This is a genomic window from Agrobacterium fabrum str. C58, from assembly GCF_000092025.1.
GTDB classification, from domain to species: Bacteria; Pseudomonadota; Alphaproteobacteria; order Rhizobiales; family Rhizobiaceae; genus Agrobacterium; species Agrobacterium fabrum.
The window spans coordinates 343,062-366,493 of record NC_003063.2; the positions used below are offsets into that span (position 1 = coordinate 343,062).

18 protein-coding genes are annotated in these 23,432 nt (G+C 57.5%); 8 read left to right on the plus strand and 10 right to left on the minus strand.

Features of this window, described 5'->3' with window-relative positions:
- Window positions 1-43 precede the first annotated feature (43 nt).
- From ATU_RS15300 to ATU_RS15320, 5 genes are read right to left on the minus strand one after another with little or no spacing between them, the layout of a single operon-like run.
- Window positions 44-1,006 (minus strand): glycoside hydrolase family 26 protein, encoded by a 963-nt coding sequence (locus tag ATU_RS15300; protein ID WP_010972934.1) that lies wholly within the window; start codon window positions 1,004-1,006, stop codon window positions 44-46.
- A 13-nt stretch (window positions 1,007-1,019) separates the two neighbouring features.
- Window positions 1,020-1,523, minus strand: coding sequence for a DUF995 domain-containing protein (locus tag ATU_RS15305; RefSeq protein WP_010972935.1), 504 nt, complete (start codon window positions 1,521-1,523; stop codon window positions 1,020-1,022).
- Between the two features lie 14 nt (window positions 1,524-1,537).
- Window positions 1,538-3,475, minus strand: a complete 1,938-nt coding sequence (locus tag ATU_RS15310; RefSeq protein WP_010972936.1) for a glycosyltransferase family 2 protein — start codon at window positions 3,473-3,475, stop codon at window positions 1,538-1,540.
- The gene (galE, locus tag ATU_RS15315; protein WP_010972937.1) at window positions 3,472-4,455 is read right to left on the minus strand and encodes a UDP-glucose 4-epimerase GalE; all 984 of its coding nucleotides are present in this window, start codon (window positions 4,453-4,455) and stop codon (window positions 3,472-3,474) included. The genes ATU_RS15310 and galE overlap by 4 nt, the downstream gene beginning before the upstream one ends.
- A gap of 1 nt (window position 4,456) precedes the next feature.
- A complete protein-coding gene (locus tag ATU_RS15320; RefSeq protein ID WP_010972938.1) occupies window positions 4,457-5,479 on the minus strand; it encodes a UDP-glucuronic acid decarboxylase family protein in 1,023 nt (340 codons plus the stop codon).
- Window positions 5,480-5,873: 394 nt separating this feature from the next.
- Here ATU_RS15320 and ATU_RS15325 point away from each other — a divergent pair, with 394 nt between their 5' ends.
- Window positions 5,874-6,224, plus strand: a complete 351-nt coding sequence (locus tag ATU_RS15325) for a hypothetical protein (RefSeq protein WP_010972939.1) — start codon at window positions 5,874-5,876, stop codon at window positions 6,222-6,224.
- A 59-nt stretch (window positions 6,225-6,283) separates the two neighbouring features.
- Here the strand turns inward: ATU_RS15325 and ATU_RS15330 are convergent, their stop codons facing one another.
- Window positions 6,284-7,054, minus strand: a complete 771-nt coding sequence (locus tag ATU_RS15330; protein ID WP_010972940.1) for a helix-turn-helix transcriptional regulator — start codon at window positions 7,052-7,054, stop codon at window positions 6,284-6,286.
- A gap of 901 nt (window positions 7,055-7,955) precedes the next feature.
- Here ATU_RS15330 and ATU_RS15335 point away from each other — a divergent pair.
- The 5 genes from ATU_RS15335 to ATU_RS15355 all read left to right on the plus strand — a co-directional run bounded on the left by ATU_RS15335 (window position 7,956) and on the right by ATU_RS15355 (window position 15,312).
- Window positions 7,956-8,921 carry a fibrinogen-binding protein gene (locus ATU_RS15335; RefSeq protein ID WP_006315234.1) on the plus strand — a complete coding sequence of 322 codons (966 nt, stop codon included), beginning with the start codon at window positions 7,956-7,958 and terminating at the stop codon, window positions 8,919-8,921.
- Window positions 8,922-9,069: 148 nt separating this feature from the next.
- Entirely contained in the window at window positions 9,070-11,091 is a 2,022-nt protein-coding gene (locus tag ATU_RS15340; protein WP_010972942.1) for a hypothetical protein, read from the plus strand.
- Window positions 11,092-11,159: 68 nt separating this feature from the next.
- Complete coding sequence (locus ATU_RS15345) at window positions 11,160-13,367, plus strand: type I secretion system permease/ATPase (protein WP_006315232.1); 2,208 nt, start codon at window positions 11,160-11,162, stop codon at window positions 13,365-13,367.
- A gap of 8 nt (window positions 13,368-13,375) precedes the next feature.
- A complete protein-coding gene (locus ATU_RS15350) occupies window positions 13,376-14,734 on the plus strand; it encodes an HlyD family type I secretion periplasmic adaptor subunit (RefSeq protein WP_006315231.1) in 1,359 nt (452 codons plus the stop codon).
- 83 nt (window positions 14,735-14,817) lie between these two features.
- Window positions 14,818-15,312 carry a hypothetical protein gene (locus tag ATU_RS15355; RefSeq protein ID WP_006315230.1) on the plus strand — a complete coding sequence of 165 codons (495 nt, stop codon included), beginning with the start codon at window positions 14,818-14,820 and terminating at the stop codon, window positions 15,310-15,312.
- Here the strand turns inward: ATU_RS15355 and ATU_RS15360 are convergent.
- The 4 genes from ATU_RS15360 to ATU_RS15380 all read right to left on the minus strand — a co-directional run bounded on the left by ATU_RS15360 (window position 15,309) and on the right by ATU_RS15380 (window position 19,883).
- Window positions 15,309-16,577 carry an O-antigen ligase family protein gene (locus ATU_RS15360; protein ID WP_010972944.1) on the minus strand — a complete coding sequence of 423 codons (1,269 nt, stop codon included), beginning with the start codon at window positions 16,575-16,577 and terminating at the stop codon, window positions 15,309-15,311. The genes ATU_RS15355 and ATU_RS15360 overlap by 4 nt on opposite strands.
- A 7-nt stretch (window positions 16,578-16,584) precedes the next feature.
- Window positions 16,585-17,841, minus strand: a complete 1,257-nt coding sequence (locus tag ATU_RS15365; protein WP_010972945.1) for a polysaccharide biosynthesis/export family protein — start codon at window positions 17,839-17,841, stop codon at window positions 16,585-16,587.
- Between the two features lie 193 nt (window positions 17,842-18,034).
- Window positions 18,035-18,715, minus strand: coding sequence for a sugar transferase (locus tag ATU_RS15370; RefSeq protein WP_006315226.1), 681 nt, complete (start codon window positions 18,713-18,715; stop codon window positions 18,035-18,037).
- A 619-nt stretch (window positions 18,716-19,334) separates the two neighbouring features.
- Window positions 19,335-19,883, minus strand: coding sequence for a cupin domain-containing protein (locus tag ATU_RS15380; protein WP_010972947.1), 549 nt, complete (start codon window positions 19,881-19,883; stop codon window positions 19,335-19,337).
- A 146-nt stretch (window positions 19,884-20,029) separates the two neighbouring features.
- Here ATU_RS15380 and aptA point away from each other — a divergent pair, with 146 nt between their 5' ends.
- Both aptA and ATU_RS15390 read left to right on the plus strand, forming a co-directional pair.
- Entirely contained in the window at window positions 20,030-21,364 is a 1,335-nt protein-coding gene (gene aptA / locus ATU_RS15385) for an omega-aminotransferase AptA (RefSeq protein WP_006315222.1), read from the plus strand.
- Between the two features lie 144 nt (window positions 21,365-21,508).
- A complete protein-coding gene (locus tag ATU_RS15390; protein ID WP_006315218.1) occupies window positions 21,509-23,326 on the plus strand; it encodes a methyl-accepting chemotaxis protein in 1,818 nt (605 codons plus the stop codon).
- Window positions 23,327-23,432 lie beyond the last annotated feature (106 nt).

Here is a 23,432-nt window from a genome sequence, read left to right on the forward strand (position 1 = left end):
ACCGGGCGAGCGGCATCGGCCGCTCGCCGGTTTCAGAGATCAGTCAAGCCTTGGCCGGGCGCACGACGCGCCAGTCCGGTTTGCCGAGATTGTGCGGCCAGGGATGCACATCCTTGTCGTTGAAATAGACGACCTCTTCCAGCTTCGGAAAATCCGCCTGTTTCAACGTCACGTCGTTCATCCACGGACGAACATAGGAATCGCCGCCTTCATAGCCCAGTTCGGCAACCCAGACCGGCCTGTTGAAGGTTTCGACAAGTCCATAGCCCTTGCGCAGCAGATCCGTGAAAGTCTTCGGCCCGCCATATTCGATCTTGTCATAATCCTCGAGACCGAAAACCGAGAGGCCGACAAGATCCGCATAGTTGTCGCCGGGGTAGTAAGCCCGCAGGCCATCAAGACCTTTGGGTGACCACATCACCTTGACGCCGGGAACCGCCTTGCGGGTCATGTCCACCATGCGTTTATAGGCCGTGATGTAATCACGCGGGTTCCAGCCCGACCACGAGAAGCGGCCGGACGTGTCTTCCATTTCCTGTCCCCAGCGCAGGATCAGCGGGCTCTTCATCGCCGACATGCGTGCGACGATCGCCTGCATGTTCTTGTCGTAATCGCCGCTCAGCACCTTGCGGCGCAACTCGTCGGACGAAAGCCGCCAGTTGACGTCCCAGGACCAAGGCTCGACGGTGATCAGCACGTTGCGCTTGCGCTCCAGGGCATAGGCGTCCGCAAGCGCCAGGCTGTCGAGATCCACATCTTCCCAGGGCAGGAACAGATGTTCCGTCGCCACCCCGGTCTGTCCGGTGAAATCGCCGTGCGGATCGTAAGCGCCGAAACGAATGCCATCCGCATGCAATGTCGGACGTTTGTCGGCAAGTGTTTTCATGCCCGTCGAGGTCATGGGGGCGACCCCCTGTGCGTCGAGCTTGAGCACCGGGTACATGCCGGCGGTAAAGGCTGCGGCGGCACCACTTGCGAACAGAAGTGTTCTTCTTGTTATCTGCATGACACCTTACTCCTTACCTTGTTGCCGTCATCGCCTTGTCGTAGGCGGCGATCTGCGGCGTTACATCGTCCTTGCGGACGAGCTTGAGGAATTCATCGCCAGGGCGTGGCGGGTTGTGCCTGAACACGTACCATTGCCCACCCTGCTTACGCTGGTAGAGCACCTTGCCGATGCGGCCGTGGTCGAAGCAGGTATCGGCCTTGCCGCTTCCCGCCTCGGCTTTCCAGGTGGCGCGCATGCACAGTGTGCCGTTGGCATCGACGGTCCAGCGGCCTTCACCGACGGACTTCTTGCCTTTTTCTTCCGTTGCGGCGATGAATTTACGGCCGTCGGCGATGAAGCGTCCGCCGCCCGTATCCCATTTCCAGGTCTTGTCGAAGTACATCTCCACGACTTCACTGGTTCTGAGCGGTTTCGGCGTCTTCGTGCCGCCTGCAGCATGGACGGCGCTTGGCGCAACCATTGCAAGACACAGTACGAAAGCGGAGAATCCGCATTTGCTTATTGTTGTTCTCATCACAGCCTCCTCCTTCATTGCCCGACCCTATTGTCGGCCAGCAATATTTCTCCAGTTGCCACCGCTGGCGGCGGTACAACGACAGGCTCCGCCTGCATGTCCTGCGGTCCACGCAATACCGGAAGGGCAATGCGCAGTTTCAGGCGTATCGACCTCGCGCCTTCCACGCCCGCACCCGCGACCGTGAACCGCGTTTCGGTAAAACTGACATAGGGTTGCCCGTGCGACAGGGCTTCCAGCCCGCCGATCGCATGGGAGCTGAGTTCAGCGGCACTTCCGGCCACCAGCAGCAAGGAACAGGCCGCAGCGCTTGCTCCGCCACGCAGGGCCGGCAGCTTTGGCAAACCGTTTTCCATTGCGTGGCGGATCAGCAGAAACACCGACAGGCCCGCATAGATCGCCACATTGATGGCGGCGAAGATGAAGAAACCTTCCGCCCCGTTTTCCCGCGGCGCCAGAACCATGGCGAGAAGGCTGAGCGCTGCGAGCACCATGTAAGGCGCGACAACCCGCAACGGCAGCGGCGGTTTTGCCTGCGTGCCCTTGGGCGTAATGCGGAAATCGACGAAATCGCCACGGACCGTGTCCCGTATCGCCGCCAGCACACCCATCAGCGACCAGGGCCAGCGCAGGAACAGGAACACCATGGCTTCCCAGCTGAAAAGCTTCGCATTGTGCGGACGGAATGCGCCCGTGGCCCGCCAGAAAAAGGCAAACACGATCATGATCAGTGAAACCGGCAGGAAATGCATCAGAAACGCCGGATAGGAAGCGTTGACCAGTACATGGCCTTGTACCAGCGCAACCGCCGGAAGCACGAACATCAGTGCCATGAAGCCGGAGAACAACGGATACCAGAGCTGCGAAAACAGGAACTGGAACTTCAGCCGCGGGGGCAGCTTCGGCACGTAATGCCGCGAATATTGCAGCAGAATGGTCATCAGACTGCGCGACCACTGGAATTCCTGCACGATGAGGTCGGCAAAAGTCACCGGCCCGTCGCCATGGGCGATGGCGTTCACGGCATGGATGCCGCGCCAGCCACCGGCATTCATCAGAAGCGTGGTGGAATGATCTTCGGCAAGCTCCGGCCCAAGGCCGCCAACCTCCCGCAGAGCCTTCGTGCGCACGGCATAATGCGAACCGATGCAAAGCGGCGCCCAGCCATTATTGTAGCCCAGCTGCAGTGCGCCATGCAGGCTTGCCTCGGCATATAGCCTGCCACGCGCGGCCCAGCTCTGATCGGCATTCGCATCGCAGATGCTCGGGGCCGAGACATACCCCACAGCCGGATCGGCAAAGGGACGTATGATCTCGCGCAGATAATCCGGTTCAGGCACATGATCGGCATCGAACTGGGCGACGAAATCATAACGCTCGTAACCATAGTGATCGTAGAAATAGGCGAGATTACCCTCCTTGCAGCGGGTGCGACGCGGCCAGGTCTTGCGATGATAGTCGGCGACGCCCTGCCGGGTGGAGACGAAAACGCCGTGCGCTCCACACCATTTCAGTGTGTGTGCATCCGGGGCCTCGTCGGCCAGCCAGACATCGAATTCCAGCCCCTTCTGCTCCAGCATGGCCAGCAGCGTCTTTTCTACCACGGCAAAGGGTTCCGACGGCGCCTTGGTGACGACCATCGCCACCCTGCCCCGCGGCAGTGGCGACTGCGGATCGACGACCTTCGCATTCAAGAAGATGAAGATGAAATAGGACGGCAGAAGCGTGATCCAGGCGAGCGTTATCGTGACGACCGTGTAATATGGCCAGTCGATGATGCGATCGCGGTCGAGCCACCAGATCCAGAACCAGGCGAGGGTCACCAGCCAGCCGCCGATGCCGAGACGATAGGCCATGCGGTTCCAGCCGCGGAAAACCGGCTGCATCCGCAGATCGCCGGTCGCAGCAATCGCCCGGGCCGATGGCACTGATGGCGTCGAGTGCGTCTTCATGACCGCGCCTCCAGTCCGAAGCCGGGACCGGCCGTGCGGATGATGGTGTCGATATCCGAACGCTTCGGGGTGAAGCCCAGCGTCTCTTCCGCGCGCCTGATGTCAGCAAAGAGCGCGGGCGGATCGCCGGCACGTCTTGCGCCGAAATGCACTGGCACTTCCTGTCCGGTCACCCGGTGGATCGCCCGGATGATATCGCCGACTGACGTACCGTGACCCGAGCCGAGATTGACACGCAGCGTCTCGCCGCCATCCGAAAGGTAGTTGACGGCGGCCAGATGGGCATCGGCGAGATCACTGACATGGATATAGTCGCGAATGCAGGTGCCGTCGCTGGTGTCATAATCCGCGCCGAAGACATCGAGTTGCGGCAGCCTTGCAGCGGCGGCCATCAGCGCCCGGGGGATCAGATGGGTCTCCGGTTCATGGCGTTCGTAAAGCTCGCCGTCCGGGTCGGCACCGGCCGCATTGAAATAACGCAGTGCCACGAAACGCAGACCATAGGCGGCGGCATAATCCTCCAGCGCCATTTCGAAGATCAGCTTGGTGCGCCCGTAAGGATTGACCGGCATCTGTGCCGTTTCCTCACGGATCGGCAATTGCTGCGGCACGCCATAGGTGGCGCAGCTGGAAGAAAACACCAGCCCGCCAATATTCTGGTCGAGACAGGCATCCAGCAGCGACAGGCTGCCGCCGACATTGTTGCGATAATATTTGCGCGGATCCTCGACGGATTCGCCGACATAGGCGTTGGCCGCACAATGGATGACGAAGGCCGGAGAGAATTCCCGAAGTGTGGCTTTCAGCAGGACGCCATCGAGAATGTCACCTTCGATCAAGGGCCCCCAGCGAACGGAATCCGCGTGACCGGTCGAGAGATTATCGTAAGCAATGGGCTTGAAGCCGGATTGTGCCAGCGCCTTGCAGATGTGGCTGCCTATAAATCCGGCCCCGCCCGTGACGAGGATTGTGCGGGCCATCTCATACGGCCTCCGCCACTTTCCTGCCGGCGAGCAGTGCATCGAAATAGACGATGGTTTTTTCCAGGCCAATTTCGAGCGGTACACGCGGCTGCCATCTCAGCAGCTCGTTTGCCCGCGAAATATCGGGGCGACGCTGCTGCGGATCGTCGATCGCAGCGGGCAGATGGATGATACGCGAACGCGAACCCGTCATGCGAATGACGATATCGGCCAGCTGCCGCACCGGAATTTCTGCGGGATTGCCGAGATTGATCGGTCCGGTGCAATCCTTCGGTTTGGCCGAGAAGCGCAGGAAACCATCGATCAGATCATCGACATAACAGAAGGAACGGGTCTGGCTGCCATCGCCATAAATGGTGATGTCGTCGCCCTTCAGCGCCTGGACGATGAAGTTCGAAACCACGCGTCCGTCATCGGGACGCATGCGCGGCCCATAGGTGTTGAAGATACGCCCCACCTTGATATCGACGTCGTAGCAACGGTGATAATCAAAAAATAGCGTTTCGGCGCTGCGTTTGCCCTCATCGTAACAAGCTCGCGGCCCGATTGTATTTACATTGCCGAAATAGCTTTCCGGCTGCGGATTGACATGGGGATCGCCGTAAACTTCCGATGTCGAAGACTGCACTACGGTTGCACCGCATCTGCGCGCCACCTCCAGCACGTTGACCGCGCCGAGCACATTGGTGAGAAGCGTGCCGACGGGATCGCGCTGATAGTCTGGCGGCGACGCCGGCGAGGCAAAGTTGAAGATCAACGAGACATCGATGTCATAGGGCTTGCGCACATCGTGCTCGACCAGCAGAAACCGCTTGTTATCCCGTAAATGCTCCACATTCGCGGTGCGACCGGTCGACAGATTGTCGAGACAGATCACCTCGTGACCGCAACTCAGCAGGCGCTCACAGAGATGGGAACCGAGGAAACCGGCGCCACCATTCACGAGAACCCGTTGCCCGGGCCTCCATTCAGAGTAGATGGTGGCACCGTTGTCTTGATCGTTGGGAACGAAATTACGCATTACACAAACCTCCCCATGAGGAATCAGCGCGGCTGATTCAACTAAACTGGATCAAACTCCCGATTGCGCGGTATCTTGAATATCATCCTCCGGTTTTTACTTCTTCTGGAGGTTTTAATATTTCGATTCGATAAACTTCAACTTTCATGATAAGCGCGACAAAAAACAGGTCAACTTCATTTTGTCGAAATATTACAATTGATTACCCAAAATTACTCAAAATAACCCCCGTATTTAATACTTTTTAACTACGCCTCCATTATGCCTTTCTTATTGAGCATTAGCGCAAGCTTCGCTCAACCAGTCGGGCTTATCCTGGTTTTGTAAGGCTCGGTCCACCGGGTACAAAACCGCCCGGCGAGATGCGACAGACAGTCGATTTCAGGGGACACACATGACGAATGAAATGCCTTATTCCCATAGCGGCAAAGCGGCCCGCCATTGTCGCTTCGCGCTTGTTGCCGCAGCACTTGTAACTTTCACCTTCGCGACGGCTTCATGCTCCGTTGTCGAAGACGCCGTTCTCATCAAGACCGCGTCTTCCGATGCCACCACGATCAAGAGCCGGGTCGCTCCGGCGAAGGCGTCCTACGGTTATCAAAAAACGGGCAATGCCGCCGTTACGCTTGTTGCCGATGATTCGGATACGCCCGCCGTGTCACGGCACGCCTATTCCGGTTCTTCTCCCTATATCTGCTCACCGAGCGGATTCGGGCAGAAATCCCGCTGCTTCCTGAGGCCCTGAGCCTCAGGAAGAAATCTTGGAACCAACTGGCGTCAGGTCGGCCAAGGCCGACCTGACGCTCAGTTCGTCCAGCCGGAGAAGGTCGCGTCTTCATCCTTGTGGAAGAAACGCGATGCCGCCTCCGTGCGGTTGCGCACGTTCATTTTTTTATAGATGTTGCGAACGTGAACCTTGACCGTGTTCTCGGACAGATGCAGCCGATCAGCGATGATCTTGTTCTGCGTGCCCTTGCACAAAAGGTCGAGGATCTGCACTTCGCGTGTCGTCAGCGCCGCCACCTCGCTCCTGCTTGCAGCAAGGGCATCGGCACGGTTGGCGATCACGGCGTTGTTTTGAACGCTTTTGCCGCTGACGGACGGCGAATAAGGCGTGAGTTTGCCGAGAAGAGCTGCGGGAAAATGCTCTCCCCCCTTCATAAGCAGATCAACGGCGGCCATAAAGACATCGAGCCGCAGATTGAGTGGCAGCACGCCATCGATGATACGCATTCCCACCAGGCGCTTCAGCGGTTCTTCGAATTTATCGATGGTTTCGACGACAAGTGCGATCGGCGCATCGGGATGCTTTTCCCGAACTTCCGAGAGAACGGTGTGAAGCCGCTCACCCGACATCCGGTAAGGCAAGACCAGACGGACACTGTTACCGTAATCATCGTCGATCTCCGCAGATGACTTTATGCTGACCACCGCAAACGTGGGGAACTTTTTGCCCAGCGCCTCCATGAGGCACTCGGAAAACAGATCCGGATCCGCTATAATCAATAAAGTTCCATTTATAGGAGCAACGGCATTTTTTTGTTTTGCTGCATAATCTGACGTTCCCATGAACATTGACGCCTCCCTAAAGCGCTTACGCATTACATTCTTTTGGCTAAGCAGTTCATCGGGAGTTCCCCCGGATACTTAGGGGCGCTTCCCGCTTCAGGCCATGTCAACTATCATTAATCACCCGTTAATTAACGTAAGCTAATACGAAAAGCTGTGTAAATAAATGGCCCAAACGGGTTATTTTTTACAATTGACATACAAAATAGGTTACGGCCGGACAGAATCATTCAGTCTGGAGCCGCTGCAAAAACAAGCCCGTCGGAAAAGCTTTCGCTGCGGTTTTGCAATCCGGCAAAATATAACTTCTGGTTGTTTTCCCTTTGCATAGCTCATCGACGAGCAACGTCGAAGCTGTTTCTTTTCGGGATAAGGGCGCTTTCGGGGCGGAATAAACCATCTTTTGAAAAACAGCCGTCCTGCCCAGCAGAAGCGGGCTTTTTTTTGCGTTCTACCAGGGTGAACAGCCCCCGTCGCCGCCCAAGCGACATATATATTTGGCGTAAGCGCCGATGTGTTTAGCCCGAATTGATATCTAGGAAGCGTAATTTTTCTGCGGCACAGTCTGACCGTCGCTCAACGGCGACCGATGAAAAGACATTGCCGGCTTTGACGTGTGTTTAAAAACGCCGGTCCCTTTTCAAGAAACATGCAAGCAAAAAAAGACGAAGCCACCGCGCTCCCCGTTGGAGCGAGGAACGGATTTGTGCGCCTGTTTACCGAGTGGTGCACAAGGGCTGAACAACGAGAGCCCGGTCACGGGCCGATACCGAGCCGCAGATGATGCGTACCGAGTGCATCTGCAAAACATCAATCCATGTGCAACCCGGGGCAAGCGCGATAAAAATCCCGTTTTAGATGAGAGGGATTTCGAAAGCTGCTCCGAGCTTTTTCGGAGGAAATCGAAATGGGTTACAATCCACAGCCTGCTGGCGACGACATCACCAAGATCGGCGCGCTTTCCGAGGGTTTTGCCAACACCTCGACCAATGACGCCAAGGTTGAAGACAGTAATGTCGGCACCGCAAACGGCGAAAACCGCAACAACGACAACAGCGACAACAGCACCAACACGGATGTCGATATCGACGCCAAGGTGGACGTTGCGGTTGGCAATGGTGACAATCGCGACAACGATTATGACTGGAGCTATGACAGCAAGTCGTACAGCGACAACGACACCACGACCAAGACGAGCACCGAAACCAATACGGACATCAAGACCGACTACGACTGGAGCTACGAAAGCAAGTCGTATAGCGACAATGATACCAATGTGAAGACTGTTTCGGATTCGGACAACAAGACCTTCACCTATTCCGACAATGACACCTCCACCAAAGTATCAACGACCACCGACAGCTTTAATTCCGCCGACAGTTTTTACAAGTCGGATGACGACTTCGGCAACATCGCAGGCGTCAAGGATGTCGGCAACCTCGGCATCGCCGGCGGGGATCTCACCTTCAACCTGGGTGACGACTTCTCCTTCACCCTCGACGTTGACAACATCCTCAACTCCTCGCTCAACGGCGATGGCAACGACACGGGCTTCAGCCTCGTGCAGGCCAATCACCTGGCGGACCAGGATTCAGCCTATGACGTCCAGATGCAGAACGGTGGCGCTGAAAACCACCTGAGCGCCAATGCAGGCGACGCCTTTGGTGCCGAAGGCATGGACGGCAAGGGATGGGACCTCAAGGCCGGCGACGACGCAGCAGGTACCAGCACTGCGGATGCATCGGCAATCCTTGCAAATTCCGGCTTCCATCTGGAACTGGTGCAGGGCGCCAACATGCTCTCCAATGCCGTTGACGTCACGATCACAGGCGGTAACTCGCATGTGTCGGATGTCGGTGAAGATCACTCCTGATAATCACCTCTCTACGAAAAGAGCTGCACCGGCACCCGCCGGTGCAGTTCGCGGTTAAAAGACCGGGCTTGGCGAAATGAAGCACCGCCTCTGAGATGCGTGCCCGCCACTCCAAGGTCCTGCCGCGATGTTCAGGGAGGGACCTCAAATGCCTATCGACAGAATTTCTGACATGATCGCGCATTTCATCGGCCTGTTCGACACGGTGATCGAGGAAGCGCGCCTGAGAACAAACTATAGCGAAGGCCCGGCGCATTCCAATCCGGACCGTCTGCCGGACGATGAAGCGGCAAAGCTTCTCGACAAGAACTACGACGTTCCGCTCGAGGATTACGATCCCGGCGTCAAATACCGCGCCGGCTATTATGATTTTGACTATGTCCGGCCGAATTTTGTGCGCCCTGTCGAATACGACATGCAGCAGTTTGCAAATGCCATACCTGTCGATATTTCCGCCGCTAATTTCCGCTTTCCAGGTCGTCTTTCCTTCGAGAACGAGCGTGAGCTGGTAGTCCACACCGGCCCCGGTTCGGTTATTGCCCATGTCTCACAGGTCAACATACTCCAGGATGACGATTATCTGAACATGACGGATGGCCCCAATGTGGCCCGCGACACGAGTTTCGTGACCCAACGCACCGTCGAGTTCTACAATGAGGCGTCCGTCTTTACCCCTTTTTCCGGTTTCCAGCGCACCGACAGTTACGACGCCCTGCAGGCGCTCGCCAAATCCGCCCATGATTACATCGAGCACGCCCGTGAAAACGACGTCACCTCGCTTGGCACCGATGCCGACCAGGATTTCGTTCTGGCCAGTCACGATATCAACGGCCTTTACATCAATGGCGTGGCAGCCAGCGAAAAGCCTGTTCTTGACGACTACATGCCCGATCGCGGTATCGCCAAGCCACAGGAAGAGCCGGAAAAAAGCGATGTGCCGCTGCATGAGGACAGCCCCGCCGGCAACAGCCTTGATGTGGCCGCAGGCGCCAATGTCGTCGCCAACATCGCCACGCTGGTCAACACCGGCGTCATGACCTCTGTGACCGCGGTCATGGGTGACTACCACCAGATCGACGCCATCACCCAATCCTATATCTACAGCGACCGGGACGAGATTTCGTCCGTCTTTACACGCTCCGACAATCAGGCCGAGACAGCCGCCTACAACATCGCCAGCTTCCAGCGAAGCGTCTTTCCGGGTGCGGAAAATACCGTAGCGGACAGCCATGAGACGGGTGAACCGCCGGTATTCCCGACAGCCTGGCGTGTCAGCGTATTGGAAGGCGATGTCTCCTTCGTCCACTGGATCGAGCAGTATCAGTTCGTCAGCGACAACGACACGATGACGATCACCACGTCGGGCGCGAGCGTCAGCCTGTTGACGGGGGGGAATGCCGCCCTCAACATCGCCAACTTCCTCGGCATCGGCATGCAATACGATCTTGTCATCGTCGGCGGCAATGTGCTGGACATGAACGTCATCACCCAGATCGCCGTGCTTTACGACAATGACTGGGCACGCGCCAATTCCGGTGCGCCTGATGGCGCTACCATTCAATCCGGCAACAATCTGCTCTGGAACGACGCCACCATCCACAATGTCGGCGGCAACGACCGTTTCGAGACCATGCCGGACTATATGCATCAGACGGTGAACGCGATCAACGAGCGTGACCCGAACATGCCGGACGCGCTGGCCCATGATGTCAACTTTGCCGGCTATCAGGGATTGAACGTCCTTTTCATCACCGGCAATCTTTATGACGTCAGCATCATCAAACAGGTGAGCGTGCTTGGCGATTCCGATGACGTGACGCAGGCCGCGTCCAAGGTTCTGGAAAACAACGATAACGCCACCGTTCATATCGATACCGGCAGCAATGCGGTGATCAATCTGGCGCAGATCATCGATTACGACAATTTTGGCCCTACCACCTATGTCGCCGGCGGCGTTTATTCCGATGCCATCCTGATACAGGGCGGCATCATCGAAAACGATATGTCGCAGCCCGCCCATCCAAGCCAGCTCGCCAATGAGGTCATCGCCTTTCTGCACGACGACCCCGCAACCATCGAAAACGAATCCGACAGCGTCATCAATGCAGGCCACGACATGTCGTGGTCGAACGCCCATTCATCCGACGTCATGCAAGCGGTCACTGCATAGGTCTTGCCGGCGGCAAGGCCTTCAGGTGAACCGCAGATACCGCAAGATCATCGAGGGGACCGATATAAATGGATCATATTTCAAGAAAAATCATTGCCGATGGACGCTCACTCGACTTGCCGCTGGATCAAGAGGCAGAAGATAGCAAACTGACGGACGCCTGTATTTCAGCCATCAATGAAGCCGTCGAGAACCTGCGCCAATTGACCGGCGTGGATGAAACGCCAAAGGCCGTCGCGCCCATTGCCGCAACTACGCCACAGCCCTCTCAGGCAAGCATTCAGCCCCCGCAAATGCGGGATGTTCCACCGATGGAGCCCGAGACCCGACCGGGCCGGCAACCCGAGCCAACCCCGGAACCGGCAGCGAAGACAGACAATGCGGAATTGAAAGCTGCACCCGATCTGCCTTTCGTCAAGACCATCGACAATAATGACGGGCCGATCCGCGAAAATGAGCGCAGGCCCGTTACCGGCGGCGGCGGCAATGGCAAGGATCCGGAGGATCGTGGCGGTGGTGGTGGCGGGGGCGGCGGAAGTCATAGCGGCTTCCATAAGCGCAGCGAACCGATCAATTTCGCCGCGAGCCTCGCCAAGGGTATCGCTGCAGTCAGACGAAACATGGTGGTGGTGATGTTGTTCACCGTCGCCATCAACATCCTGCTGCTCGCCATACCGCTTTATCTGTTCCAGATTTCCGACCGTGTTCTGACCAGCCGCTCCATGGATACCCTTGTCATGCTGACGGTCGCCGTTCTCGGCGCCGTTCTGCTGCAGGCCTTCATGGATGCCATCCGCCGCTTCATCCTGATGCGCACCGCCGTCGAACTCGAGGTGCAACTCGGGGCGCCGATCCTCTCCGCCGCCGCCCGCGCCTCGCTCCACGGCAGCGGCAAGGATTATCAGACATTACAGGACCTTCAGCAGCTGCGTTCGTTCCTGACATCGGGAACACTGATCGCCTTTCTCGACGCACCGCTGATGCCGCTTTTTATTGTAGTGGTCTATCTTGTTCACCCGCATCTCGGCATCATCATCATGGTTTGCTGTGTGGTGCTTTTCGGCATTGCCTGGCTGAACCAGCGCTTCACTGCACGGCAATTCTCCGAAGCCTCGGGTTATCTCAGCCGCGCCAATTTCCACCTCGATTCCATGTCGCGCAATTCGCAGATCATCAATGCGCTCGCCATGATCCCTGAAGCCGTGAAGATGTGGGGTCGCGAAACCGCCGGTTCCCTGAAATCCCATGTAGCGGCGCAGGACCGCAACATCATGTTCTCGGGCGTTTCCAAGGCGGCGCGCATGGTCACCCAGATAGCGCTTCTAGGCTGGGGTGCGCATCTATCGCTATCAGGCGAATTGACGGGCGGCATGGTCATCGCAGCCTCCATCATTTCAGGCCGAGCCCTCGCCCCCATCGAAGGCGCGATCGAAGGCTGGCACCAGTTCAACAAATCCGCTGCCTCCTATGGCCGCATCAAGCAGCTTCTCATCAATTCGCCGCTCAACTTCCCGCGCCTGCGCCTGCCCAATCCGGAAGGGCGTCTCGACGTGGAGCGCATCCTTTTCGTGCCCCCGCCGCAGAAAAAGGTGATTTTGAACGGCATTTCCTTTTCTCTGAAAAAGGGGGAATCGCTCGCCATCATCGGCAATTCCGGCTCCGGCAAGACGACACTCGGCAAGATGCTGGTGGGCTCTATTCTGCCCACCTCAGGTAATGTCCGTCTCGATCTCATGGATCTGCGCAACTGGGACCAGCGGCAATTCGGTGAAAGCATCGGTTATCTGCCGCAGGACGTGCAGCTTTTCCCCGGCACCATCAAGGCCAATATCTGCCGCATGCGCGACGATGTCGAAGACCGTCAGATTTACGAAGCTGCGGTGCTGGCCGATGTCCACGAACTGATCGCCGGTTTCCCGCAGGGTTACGAAACCGTGGTCGCCGCCGATGGCGCACCGTTGTCCGGTGGCCAGAAACAGCGCATCGCGCTTGCACGTGCCTTCTTTGGTGATCCCAAATTCGTGGTGCTGGACGAGCCCAACTCCAACCTCGACACGGCTGGCGAACAGGCGCTGGCAAGGGCACTGCTGCACGCCAAGAAACAGGGCATCACGACAGTCACCATCACCCAGCGGCCGGCGTTGCTGCAATGCGTCGACAAGATCATGGTGCTGAAGGACGGATCGGTCGCCATGTTCGGCGAAAGGATGGACGTGCTGAAGGCGCTTTCCGGCAATGGCCGCCCGGCGGCCCAGTCGCCGCAGATCGAGGGTTGAGGATCATCATGTTCACGAAGAAAAACGCCGTCACCGACGTCAAACCCCAGGGCCAGCTGGAATGGTACAGCGAAGTGCCTCGCTCGATACGGCTGCACAGCTCGATCGGTCTTGCGGTGCTGCTCGCCTCGTTCGGCGGCTTCGGATATTGGGCCGGAACCGCGCCGCTCTCCTCTGCCATCATCGCCCAGGGCAGCTTCGTCGCCACCGGCAACAACAAGGTGGTCCAGCATCTGGAAGGCGGCATCATCAAGGAAATGATGGTCAGCGAAGGCGATACGGTCAAGGTTGGCGACGTTCTTCTGACCCTCGACAAGACGACGGCGCTTGCCAATGAACGCATGTTTCAGTTGAGGCGCCTTCGCCTCGAAACCATCGTCACGCGCCTGCGCGCCGAAGCCCAGGGCGAAAAGAGCTTCAAGGTGCCCGATATCGTGATGAAGGAAGCGAGCGATCCCGATATCAAATCCATCATCCAGAGCCAGAACGTCGTGTTCCACAGCAAGCTCGTCAAACTGGACGAGCAACTGAACCTGATCAACAAGAACATCAAGTCACTGGAGTTCCGCTTTGCGGGCTATGACGGTCAAAAACAGTCCTTCGACCGGCAACTGGCGCTTTTGACCCAGGAACGGGATTCCAAGGAAAGGCTCGCCAAGGATGGCGTCATCCGCAAGACCGACATGCTGGCGCTCGAACGCGCCATTGCCGACGCCATGGGCGATATTGCCCGGCTGACCGGGGAAATGAACCAGAGCGAGGCGGAAATCGCCAAGTTCAAGCAGGAAGCGGTTATTGCCGTCAACGCCAACAAGCAGGCGGCACTGGACGCGCTGGAAATCGCGGAATCCGATCTCGATAGCGTGCGCGAACAGGTGCGTGGCGCGGCCGAAGTGCTGGAACGCACCGTCATCCGCTCCCCCGTCAACGGCACCGTGATACGCGCCTATTACCATACGCCGGGCGGGGTCATCACGACAGGCAAGCCGATCATGGAAATCCTGCCTGCCCATGTTCCCCTGATCCTGGAAGCACAGGTGCTCAGAACCTCCATTGACCAGCTGCATGAGGGTCAGACCGCCGCAATCCGCCTTTCGGCGCTGAACCGCCGCACCACACCGGTTCTGAACGGCAAGGTGTTTTACGTTTCCGCCGACAGTATCGAGGAAAATGCCGGTCTACAGGTCAAGGACGTCTATATCGTGCGCGTGCAGATTTCCGATGAGGAGATCGCCAAGGTGCATAATTTCCACCCCGTGCCCGGCATGCCGGCCGACGTTCTGATCCAGACCTCGGAGCGGACTTTCTTCGAATATCTGACCAAGCCCATCGCCGACAGCATGTCGCGCGCTTTCAAGGAAAGATGAAGAAATAACAGTGGTATACACTGTCAATCGCGCGCCGGTCGGCATATGATGCCAGTATAGTTCCGATGGGTGGGAGAAGCGGCATGGCGGTGATGTCAGATGTATTGCTGCTGGTCGGCAGGCTTAATTACGTGTGGACCAACACGGAGAGCCTGATGATCTATCTGATCGTCCATCTCATGAAAGTGGAAAAGGAAGCGGCCATCGTCGTGTTCCTGACGCTCAACACCACGCGGGCGCGTATGGATCTGATCGAGCGCCTGGCGAAGCTTCCCTCCACCGATGCGAAGGACCGCAAGACCATCCTCTCCATCATGGCGCGGCTGAAGAAAGAAGCGAGGACGCGCAACAAATATAATCACTGCATCTACTCTTTCGATGAAAAAGGCGAAATCGCCAGCACGCAACTGATGCGGCTGGTGGAGGATGACAGTCAGGTGCGTTACGGCAAGGTCGAACGCATGGACGAGAAGGAAATCGAGCACCTTGAAAAATCGATCGCCGATATCGTCGCGGTGAGCAAGGACATGTGGAGTTTCATCCACGCCAGCCCGCATGTTTCAGCCGATTATCTCTAGGCCCTCGTCTGCAACCGCATGCCGATAGCCGGGTGAGTCTCCCCATCCTGCGCCATCTTCACCGGCAGGCACAGTTTCCCGGCCGCGAAATAAAGCAGGAACGAGCCGATCTGGTAAGGGAAGATGATGTCGATCTCCACGAAGGACCGTACGACAAATAGCGCGCAGATCGAAAACAGGATGACGCCCTGTGGATCGCTCTTTCGCATCAGCACCGAGCGCAGATGGCCGAGCAGCGTTCCGTAGAGCACCATGGCAAGCAGGAGCATGCCGACAAAGCCATTTTCCACCACCGTTTCGATATAGGTATTGTGGAAATGGAAGCCGCTTCGGCCGGCAATGAAGAAATCGTTCCACAGCCGTTCGGCATCGGCAAAACCCACCACCCAGAACCCCTGATAACCGACACCGAAGACGGGCGTCTGTTTTGCCGCTTCGATGCCCTGCTGCCAGAGATAGGTGCGGCCGGTCAGCGTCGAATCCTTGCCGAAGATGCCGAGAATGGCATCGAGCAGGCCAAACTGCAGGGAAGCGACCACCAACAGTGCGCCAAGGCCGCCAAGCGCAAAGAACGTCATCTTGCGATTGGCCGGCGACAGCATGCCGATTGGAATGAAACCGATGATAAGGGCGACCACCGCTGCCGTGGTGATGGCGGATGTGGCCGATTGCGATGCCACGAGACTATAGGCCGATAACAGCCCGGTAACGCCAGCGATCGGCAGCCAGATTCCCCTCTGTTTCAGGACCAGCACCGAGGAAGCGGCAAAGATGACGCCGAGCGAGGCGTAAAAGCCGAGCTGGTTCTTGGACGAAAAAGCACCAACGAAACTATAGGTACCGTCAAGCGCATCGAAGAGATAGATGCCGAACAGCAGCGAATAGAGCAGAACGAGAGTGGTGCCGATCAATGCGCCGCGCGTCAGTGTGCGGATGGAGATCACCCGCATGGCGATCAGCGCGCAGACGATATGCGTCATATACTGGATCGAGGCGCGCATGGTCACCGAGGCGGCTTCCGACCAGAAGCTGGAGAGCACGGTCAAAATGCCAAAACCGAATATCCAGAGATAGCGCGGATAATTGCCGAGCACGCGCCGGTAATCCACCACGACAAGAGGTAGCCACAAGCCATAATAGGCCAGAACCGAAACCATTCCGAAGCGCGATGAATAGGCGAAAACGAAGAATGACAGCGCGATGGCCGCCATTCCGTATACCTCGTTGCGTTGGGGATCGATCAGCGCCGATTTGGCGATCCGCATTGAAACCTCACTGCATCAGGATTTCAGACGAGACCTTGATGACATCGCCGGGCTGGAGAAGTGTGTTTTCATCAACCTTCTGCTCCTTCGGCTTGCCATTCTCGTCGCGCACCACGACGTAGCTGATGGTCGCGGATTTGCCCGAGGGATCGAACCGGATCGCCTCGGCCGATTGCGCCAGAGCTTCCGACATCAATTCGCGGCTGGTGGTCAGCTGCAGATTGAGCTTGTCGAGTTCCGCCTCGGTATCCTGCAATTCCTTGGAGCGCTGGGCCACCCAGTCGTTGCGCAGGTTGATCTCGTCCTGGGTCGCCTTGTTGATATCCTGCTTGGCGCGCAGCGACTGCGTGTCGATATCGAGCAGGGTGGATTCCACCTCGGCCGCCCGCTCTTCCGCGGAAATACGCCGCTGCGACAGTGCAAGCCCCTGCTCGTTCAGCCGGTTGACACGGTCGCGGTCCTCATTGGCGAGCTGGAGCTGGCGGTTCTGGGTTTCCGATTTTTTCTTGAGCGATTCCACTTCGCTTTCCAGAAGCGCATGCAGGTCCGTCAGTGCCTTGAGCTGCAGGGTGTAACGGTCGGTGCGCGATTTCATCAGCGCGCTTTCGCTGGCCAGAAGCGTATCGATCTCGGTGATCTTTTCCATTTCCGGTGTCTTGGTGATCGCTTCATCACCCTTGACCTCGGCGATCAACCGCGCCTGGCGGGCGAGCAACCTTGCCCGCTGGTTGTCGTAGACGGCGGCGTCACCACGAGCATTGATGAAGTCACGGGCAAAACGCTGACCGGCATCGGAACGGCGCAGACCACCCGCAAGGCTGACGGCTTTCAGCACGGTGAGATTGGCGGCATAGGGATATTCACCCGGTGTCTGGACATCGCCGCTCAGGAAGATCGGCCGGAACTGGGCGATCTCGACGGAGGCCGACGGCAGGTTGCGAAGGGCGAACTTGCTCTGAAGCTGCGCACCAATCTGATCGCTGACTTCAGAGGGCGTCTTGCCGGCAACCTCGAGCTGGCCGATGAAAGGCAAGGACAGGGTGCCCGATGGACCGACCGAGTAATCGCCGTTGATGACGTCCCAGTTGCGGATGCTGCCATCGGCCGGCTGCCATTCGGCAACGCGGATGCGCAGCTTGTCTGCGGTGCCGAGCTTATATTGGGCGCCTTCCGCCGCCATTGCGGAGAGAGGCGCGGCAAGGGCAACGGAAGCGGTAAGGACGAGAGCCACAAACGGGCGGTGGGCGGCAAAAAGGCCGTTCATCGGGAAACTCCCTGTTAGCGGATCGCCGCGCGGGCGATCAGGCCGTCGCGCAACCGGACAAGGCCGGTCGCGCAGCGCCGCAAAAAGCGGCCGGTATGATTAGCACCAATGACGCACCCGAAGACCGGACTTGGGATCCCGGTCGGGTGCGTGTCGAAAAGAAGATCGATAAAGCCGAACTCAATATCGGTTTTCAGTAGCTTCCGCGTGACATGCACACGGCGGGAATGGTCTTGACGATGATGAACACATCCTGACGCATCGACCAGTTCTGGACGTATTGCGTGTCAAAAGCCACGCGGGTTTTATACGAGACATCGTTACGGCCGCTGATCTGCCACAGGCCGGTCAGGCCAGGACGGGTGCTGAGATAATAAGCGGCAGCGTTTTCGTAATAGCTCAGCTCCTCGTCAACGACGGGGCGCGGGCCAACCACGCTCATTTCACCACGGATGATGTTGAGAAGCTGCGGCAACTCGTCGAGGGAGAGCTTGCGCAGCACGGCACCAACAGCGGTAACGCGCGGATCGTTCTTGAGCTTGCGGGTCGCACGCCATTCCTCGGCGGCTTCCGGATTGGCGGCAAGATATTGCCGCAGCATCTCGTCACCGTTCATCGCCATCGTCCTGAATTTCAGGCAATGGAAGTAGCGGCCATTATGTCCCACACGCCGGTGACCATAAAAGATCGGACCGGGATCGGAGAGTTTCACCAGGACGGCGATCAACAGGAAAATCGGGCTGAAGATGAGCAGCGCAAGCGCAGCCGATGTCATATCGAAGCTGCGTTTTGCGATGCCCCCGATAGGGAAACTGACATCGAAGTCTTCGGAACTGCTGAGTGTCTGTTCAGCCGATTGGGTCGCGGACTTCATAGAGAGAACTCCATTTATGTTTTGCGATTGGTCGGTGCCCGGAGGCGTGTCTTTCCGTCTAAAAGAGATAACAAGTCTGTGTTCGGAATTTGATGCTAATGGATTTTTTGTAAGGCACATTGCCCATGACCGTCTATGCGATTTCTTGCGCGAGCGGCCGATCAACGCCTGGGCAATATTAACGGTTGCATAAAAAAGCAACAAATGTGCCGACGGCCATGTGTTGAGAGCATGGGTGACGCCGCACCATGTATTGGTTTTTGGATCTCCGGCAGTCTTTTCTTATGTGTTTCTTATGACTTGCGGAGATGAGACAGAAACGCCAAGAACAGGCATCTAGCGAAAAGACTATTAAAGTTTTTTGCATCGCAGCAAGATTGTGGCAATGCATATAAAATTTGACATATCAGCCGGGATTTTTTTACCCGCCATTGTCGCTGCGCCAATAAAAAGCGATGGAAAAATCGCAACAAGGGCGCAAAGACGGCAAAAGCGTGGCAAGGAACCGCATTCCCGTCATAGCAGCCGCGCAAAATTGCCGTAGCTCGTGGCGTTTTTTCTTGGCCCGGCAGGATTTTACCCTATCAGCGGTGCCATAAACCACCGGATACGGCGGGAATCAGAAGGTCGGCGGCGTGCAGGCACTGATCACCTCGCAGGGAACCGGACCGACACAGCGGAAGCGGTGCGGCCTGCGGCTTTCGAAATAATAGGCATCACCGGGCCCAAGCACCCGCCTCCCCTCGTCGACAGTCACTTCCAGACGCCCTGAGAGGATGATGCCGCCTTCTTCGCCATCATGAACCAGCGGCACCTTGCCGGTATCGGCGCCCGGCTGGTAACATTCCTTCAGGATTTGCAGGCTGCGGCCGAAGACATTCTCGCCCACCTGCCGGAAAGAAATCGGCCCCTTGCCGATTTCAACCAGTTCATCCGCCCTGTAAAAGGCCTTCCGGCTGGTTTCCGGCTCGAAAGCGAAAAACTCGGCAAGACCGATCGGTATGCCGTCGAGAATGCGTTTCAGCGCGCCGACGGATGGGTTCGACGTGTTGCTCTCAATCAGCGAAATCGTTGAATTGGTGACTCCGGCACGCCGTGCCAGTTCGCGCTGGGAAATATTGTGACGCAGACGCAAATGGCGCAAACGTCCGCCTAAATCCACCGACATGCGTAAGCCTCCGTTGCCCTTGTTCGAAATATCGAAAACATGTCTTCACGCCTATAATATTTTCAATAGCTTGGCCACGGGAAGAAAAGGGCTTGTTCGATGGCTAAAATAGCTTTCAATCGGCGGCAACGAACAGGAGAACCGTTATGGACAACCCGAGCCGATCCAATTCCACCTCACTCGATAGCTACTGGATGCCCTTTACCGCCAACCGCCAGTTCAAGGCCAATCCCCGGCTGCTGACGAGTGCCGAGGGCATGTATTACACCAGCAATGACGGCCGCCAGGTTCTCGACGGCACGGCAGGACTTTGGTGCGTCAATGCCGGCCATGGCCGCCAGCAGATTGCCTCCGCCGTCAAGCATCAGCTTTCGACCTTGGATTACGCACCATCCTTCCAGATGGGCCATCCAGTCGCGTTTGAATTTGCCGAACGGCTGGCGGAAATCGCGCCCGGGCCGGAAGGCGGCAAGCTCGACCGTGTGTTCTACACCGGGTCCGGTTCGGAATCGGTCGATACGGCGCTGAAGATCGCCATCGCCTATCAGCGCGCCATCGGTCAGGGCACCCGCAGCCGCCTCATCGGTCGTGAGCGCGGTTATCACGGCGTCGGTTTCGGCGGCATCTCCGTCGGCGGCCTCGTCAACAACCGTCGGGTTTTCCCGCAGATTCCCGCCGATCATCTGCGCCATACCCATGATCTTGCCAGAAACAGCTTCGTGAAGGGTCAGCCCGAGCACGGCGCGGAGCTTGCCGACGATCTGGAGCGGCTGGTCGCGCTGCATGGCGCGGAAACCATCGCCGCCTGCATCGTGGAACCCGTGGCCGGCTCCACCGGCGTTCTGGTGCCGCCGAAGGGTTATCTGGAGCGCCTGCGTGCCATTTGTGACAAGCACGGCATCCTGCTGATCTTCGATGAGGTCATCACCGGTTTCGGTCGCATGGGCTCTTCCTTCGCCAGCAACTATTTCGGCGTTACGCCTGATATCGTCACCACGGCCAAGGGCCTGACCAATGGCGCCATCCCCATGGGTGCCGTCTTCACCAGCCGCAAGGTACATGATGCCTTGATGCACGGCCCGGAAAACCAGATCGAACTGTTCCACGGCTATACCTATTCCGGCCACCCGGTCGCCTGCGCCGCCGGCATTGCGACCCTTGATATCTACCGCGATGAGGGTCTATTTACCCGCGCCGCCGAATTGCAGGATGCCTGGCACGACGCCATCCATTCGCTGAAGAGCGCGGCGAATGTCATCGACATCCGTACCATCGGTTTCATTGCCGGCATTGAACTGCAGTCGCGGGAAGGTGCTGTCGGCGCACGCGCCTATGATGTCTTTGTGGATTGCTTCGAGCGCGGCCTGCTCATCCGCGTCACCGGCGACATCATCGCCCTGTCGCCGCCGCTGATCGCCGAGAAATCCCATTTCGACGATATCGTATCCATTCTGGGCGACGCGCTGAACCGCGCCGTTTAGAATAGGCAAACCTAATAAAGAAAAGGCTGCAATAGAATTTGCAGCCTTTTTTTGACATCAATCAAAAAACAAGAGAAATAGACTATTTATTAAAGATGATAAACTATCTTTCCGCAGTATAACCATCCAAGCGGGAACGTCCACATGGCATCGATTAACAAAAAGATCATATTTGTAAGTGCCGCGATATTTTCTTTATCGGGAAGCGCAGTGGGCATCGGCATATGGGCCGCGGACACGCTCAATACCAACAGCGCCGAGGTATCGCGTTCCGCCGAAATCCTTCACAACCACATGCGCGCCGACATGATGCATGACGCGTTGCGGTCGGATGTGTTGGCGGCAATATTGTCGGCAAACGACAAAGTCGGCATCTCCTACGAGGCCGTAAAGACAGACCTTGCGGAACATGAAGCGATCTTCCTCGGGGCGCTGAAGGACAACGAAGTTTTGTCCGAGGGGACGGCGGCCAAAGAGGTTATCGAGGGCGTAGAGAAACCGCTGCTGTCTTATATCGACATCGCGAAAAAGGTTGTTTCTCTTGCAAACACCGATCCAGATGCTGCGGTCAAGCTGGTGCCGGACTTCGTGCGGCAATTCAGCGCTCTCGAAACGACGATGGAAAAAGCCAGCGAACAGATCGATGCTCTTTCAAGTGCAACTCTGGCCGAAAGTGAAAAGGCGAAAAGCAGTATCGATCTTCTTTTGAGAGGACTGTTGCTGCTCTCAACGCTTTTCTGTGTGGGTCTCTTCCTCCTCACCCGTAAATCGGTCATTACGCCTTTGCTGCACCTGTCGAAGAACATGGAAACGCTTGCTGGCGGCGACACGACGCAGGTTCCCTCCGGCACCGGTCGCAAAGACGAGATCGGGTTGATGTCCCGTGCCGTGGAGATTTTCCGGCAGGCGGCCATCGCAAATAAAGCGCTGGAAGCACAGGCTGAAGACGCCCGTCAACGGGCACAGGCGGATCAGGAAGCCGCAAGGCGCGAAGCGGAAGCCGACGCCGCGGAAAGACTGCGGGCCGCAACATCAGGACTTGCGGCAGGGCTGAAGCGCCTGGCGTCCGGAGACCTCGCCTTCCAGCTAGACCAACCCTTTTCTCCAGATTTCGAAGCGCTACGCCATGACTTCAACAGCTCAGTGAGGCAGCTCGCGGAGACCCTGGTTTCCATCTCGGCAGGTATTGGAACAATCGACAGTAACAGCCAGGAGATTGCGTCGGGTGCAGGCGAACTGTCCCGCCGTACCGAAAATCAGGCAGCCTCGCTTGAGCAGACGGCAGCTGCGCTTGAGGAAATCACGGTCAACGTGGCCAACGCAAATACACGCGCCACCGAAGCGCGACTGGCCGCCACCGACGCCAATCAGCGCGCATTGCGTTCGGTCGAGGTCGTCAGTCACGCTGAAGAGGCGATGCGCCGGATAGAAGATGCCTCAAAACAGATTGCTGGCATCATCAGCGTTATTGATGAAATCGCCTTCCAGACCAATCTTCTGGCACTGAATGCCGGTGTGGAGGCAGCGCGGGCGGGTGAGGCGGGCAAGGGTTTTGCCGTGGTGGCGCAGGAGGTCAGGGATCTCGCCCAGCGCTCTGCCAAGGCAGCCAGTGAAATTAGAGGGCACATCCGCCAGTCCAGTTCGGAAGTCGAAGGCGGGGTCAAACTCGTGCTCGATACGGGAGCGGCGCTCAAGGACATCAGCGAGCGGATCGCCGGCATAGACCGACACATGAATGCCATCGCCACCTCGGCATCCGAACAATCCACGGGTCTTGCCGAAATCAATGCAGCGGTGAATTCCATGGATCAAAGCACACAGCAGAACGCCGCAATGGTACAGCAATCGACCGACGCCTCGGCAATGCTCGCCAGCGAAACGGCCAAGCTGCGCGCGCTGGTTTCCCGGTTTCGCCTTGAAACCGAAGATGAAAGCCGCGGGCGGATGCGCCGTGTGGCGTAGCCGAAACATCAAAAGCCAGGCCTTTTTTGAAAGATCGGACCGGTAGATTTCCGGACCTTCACATAAAAATACCCCGGACATCGTCCGGGGTATTTTTATGTGTCGC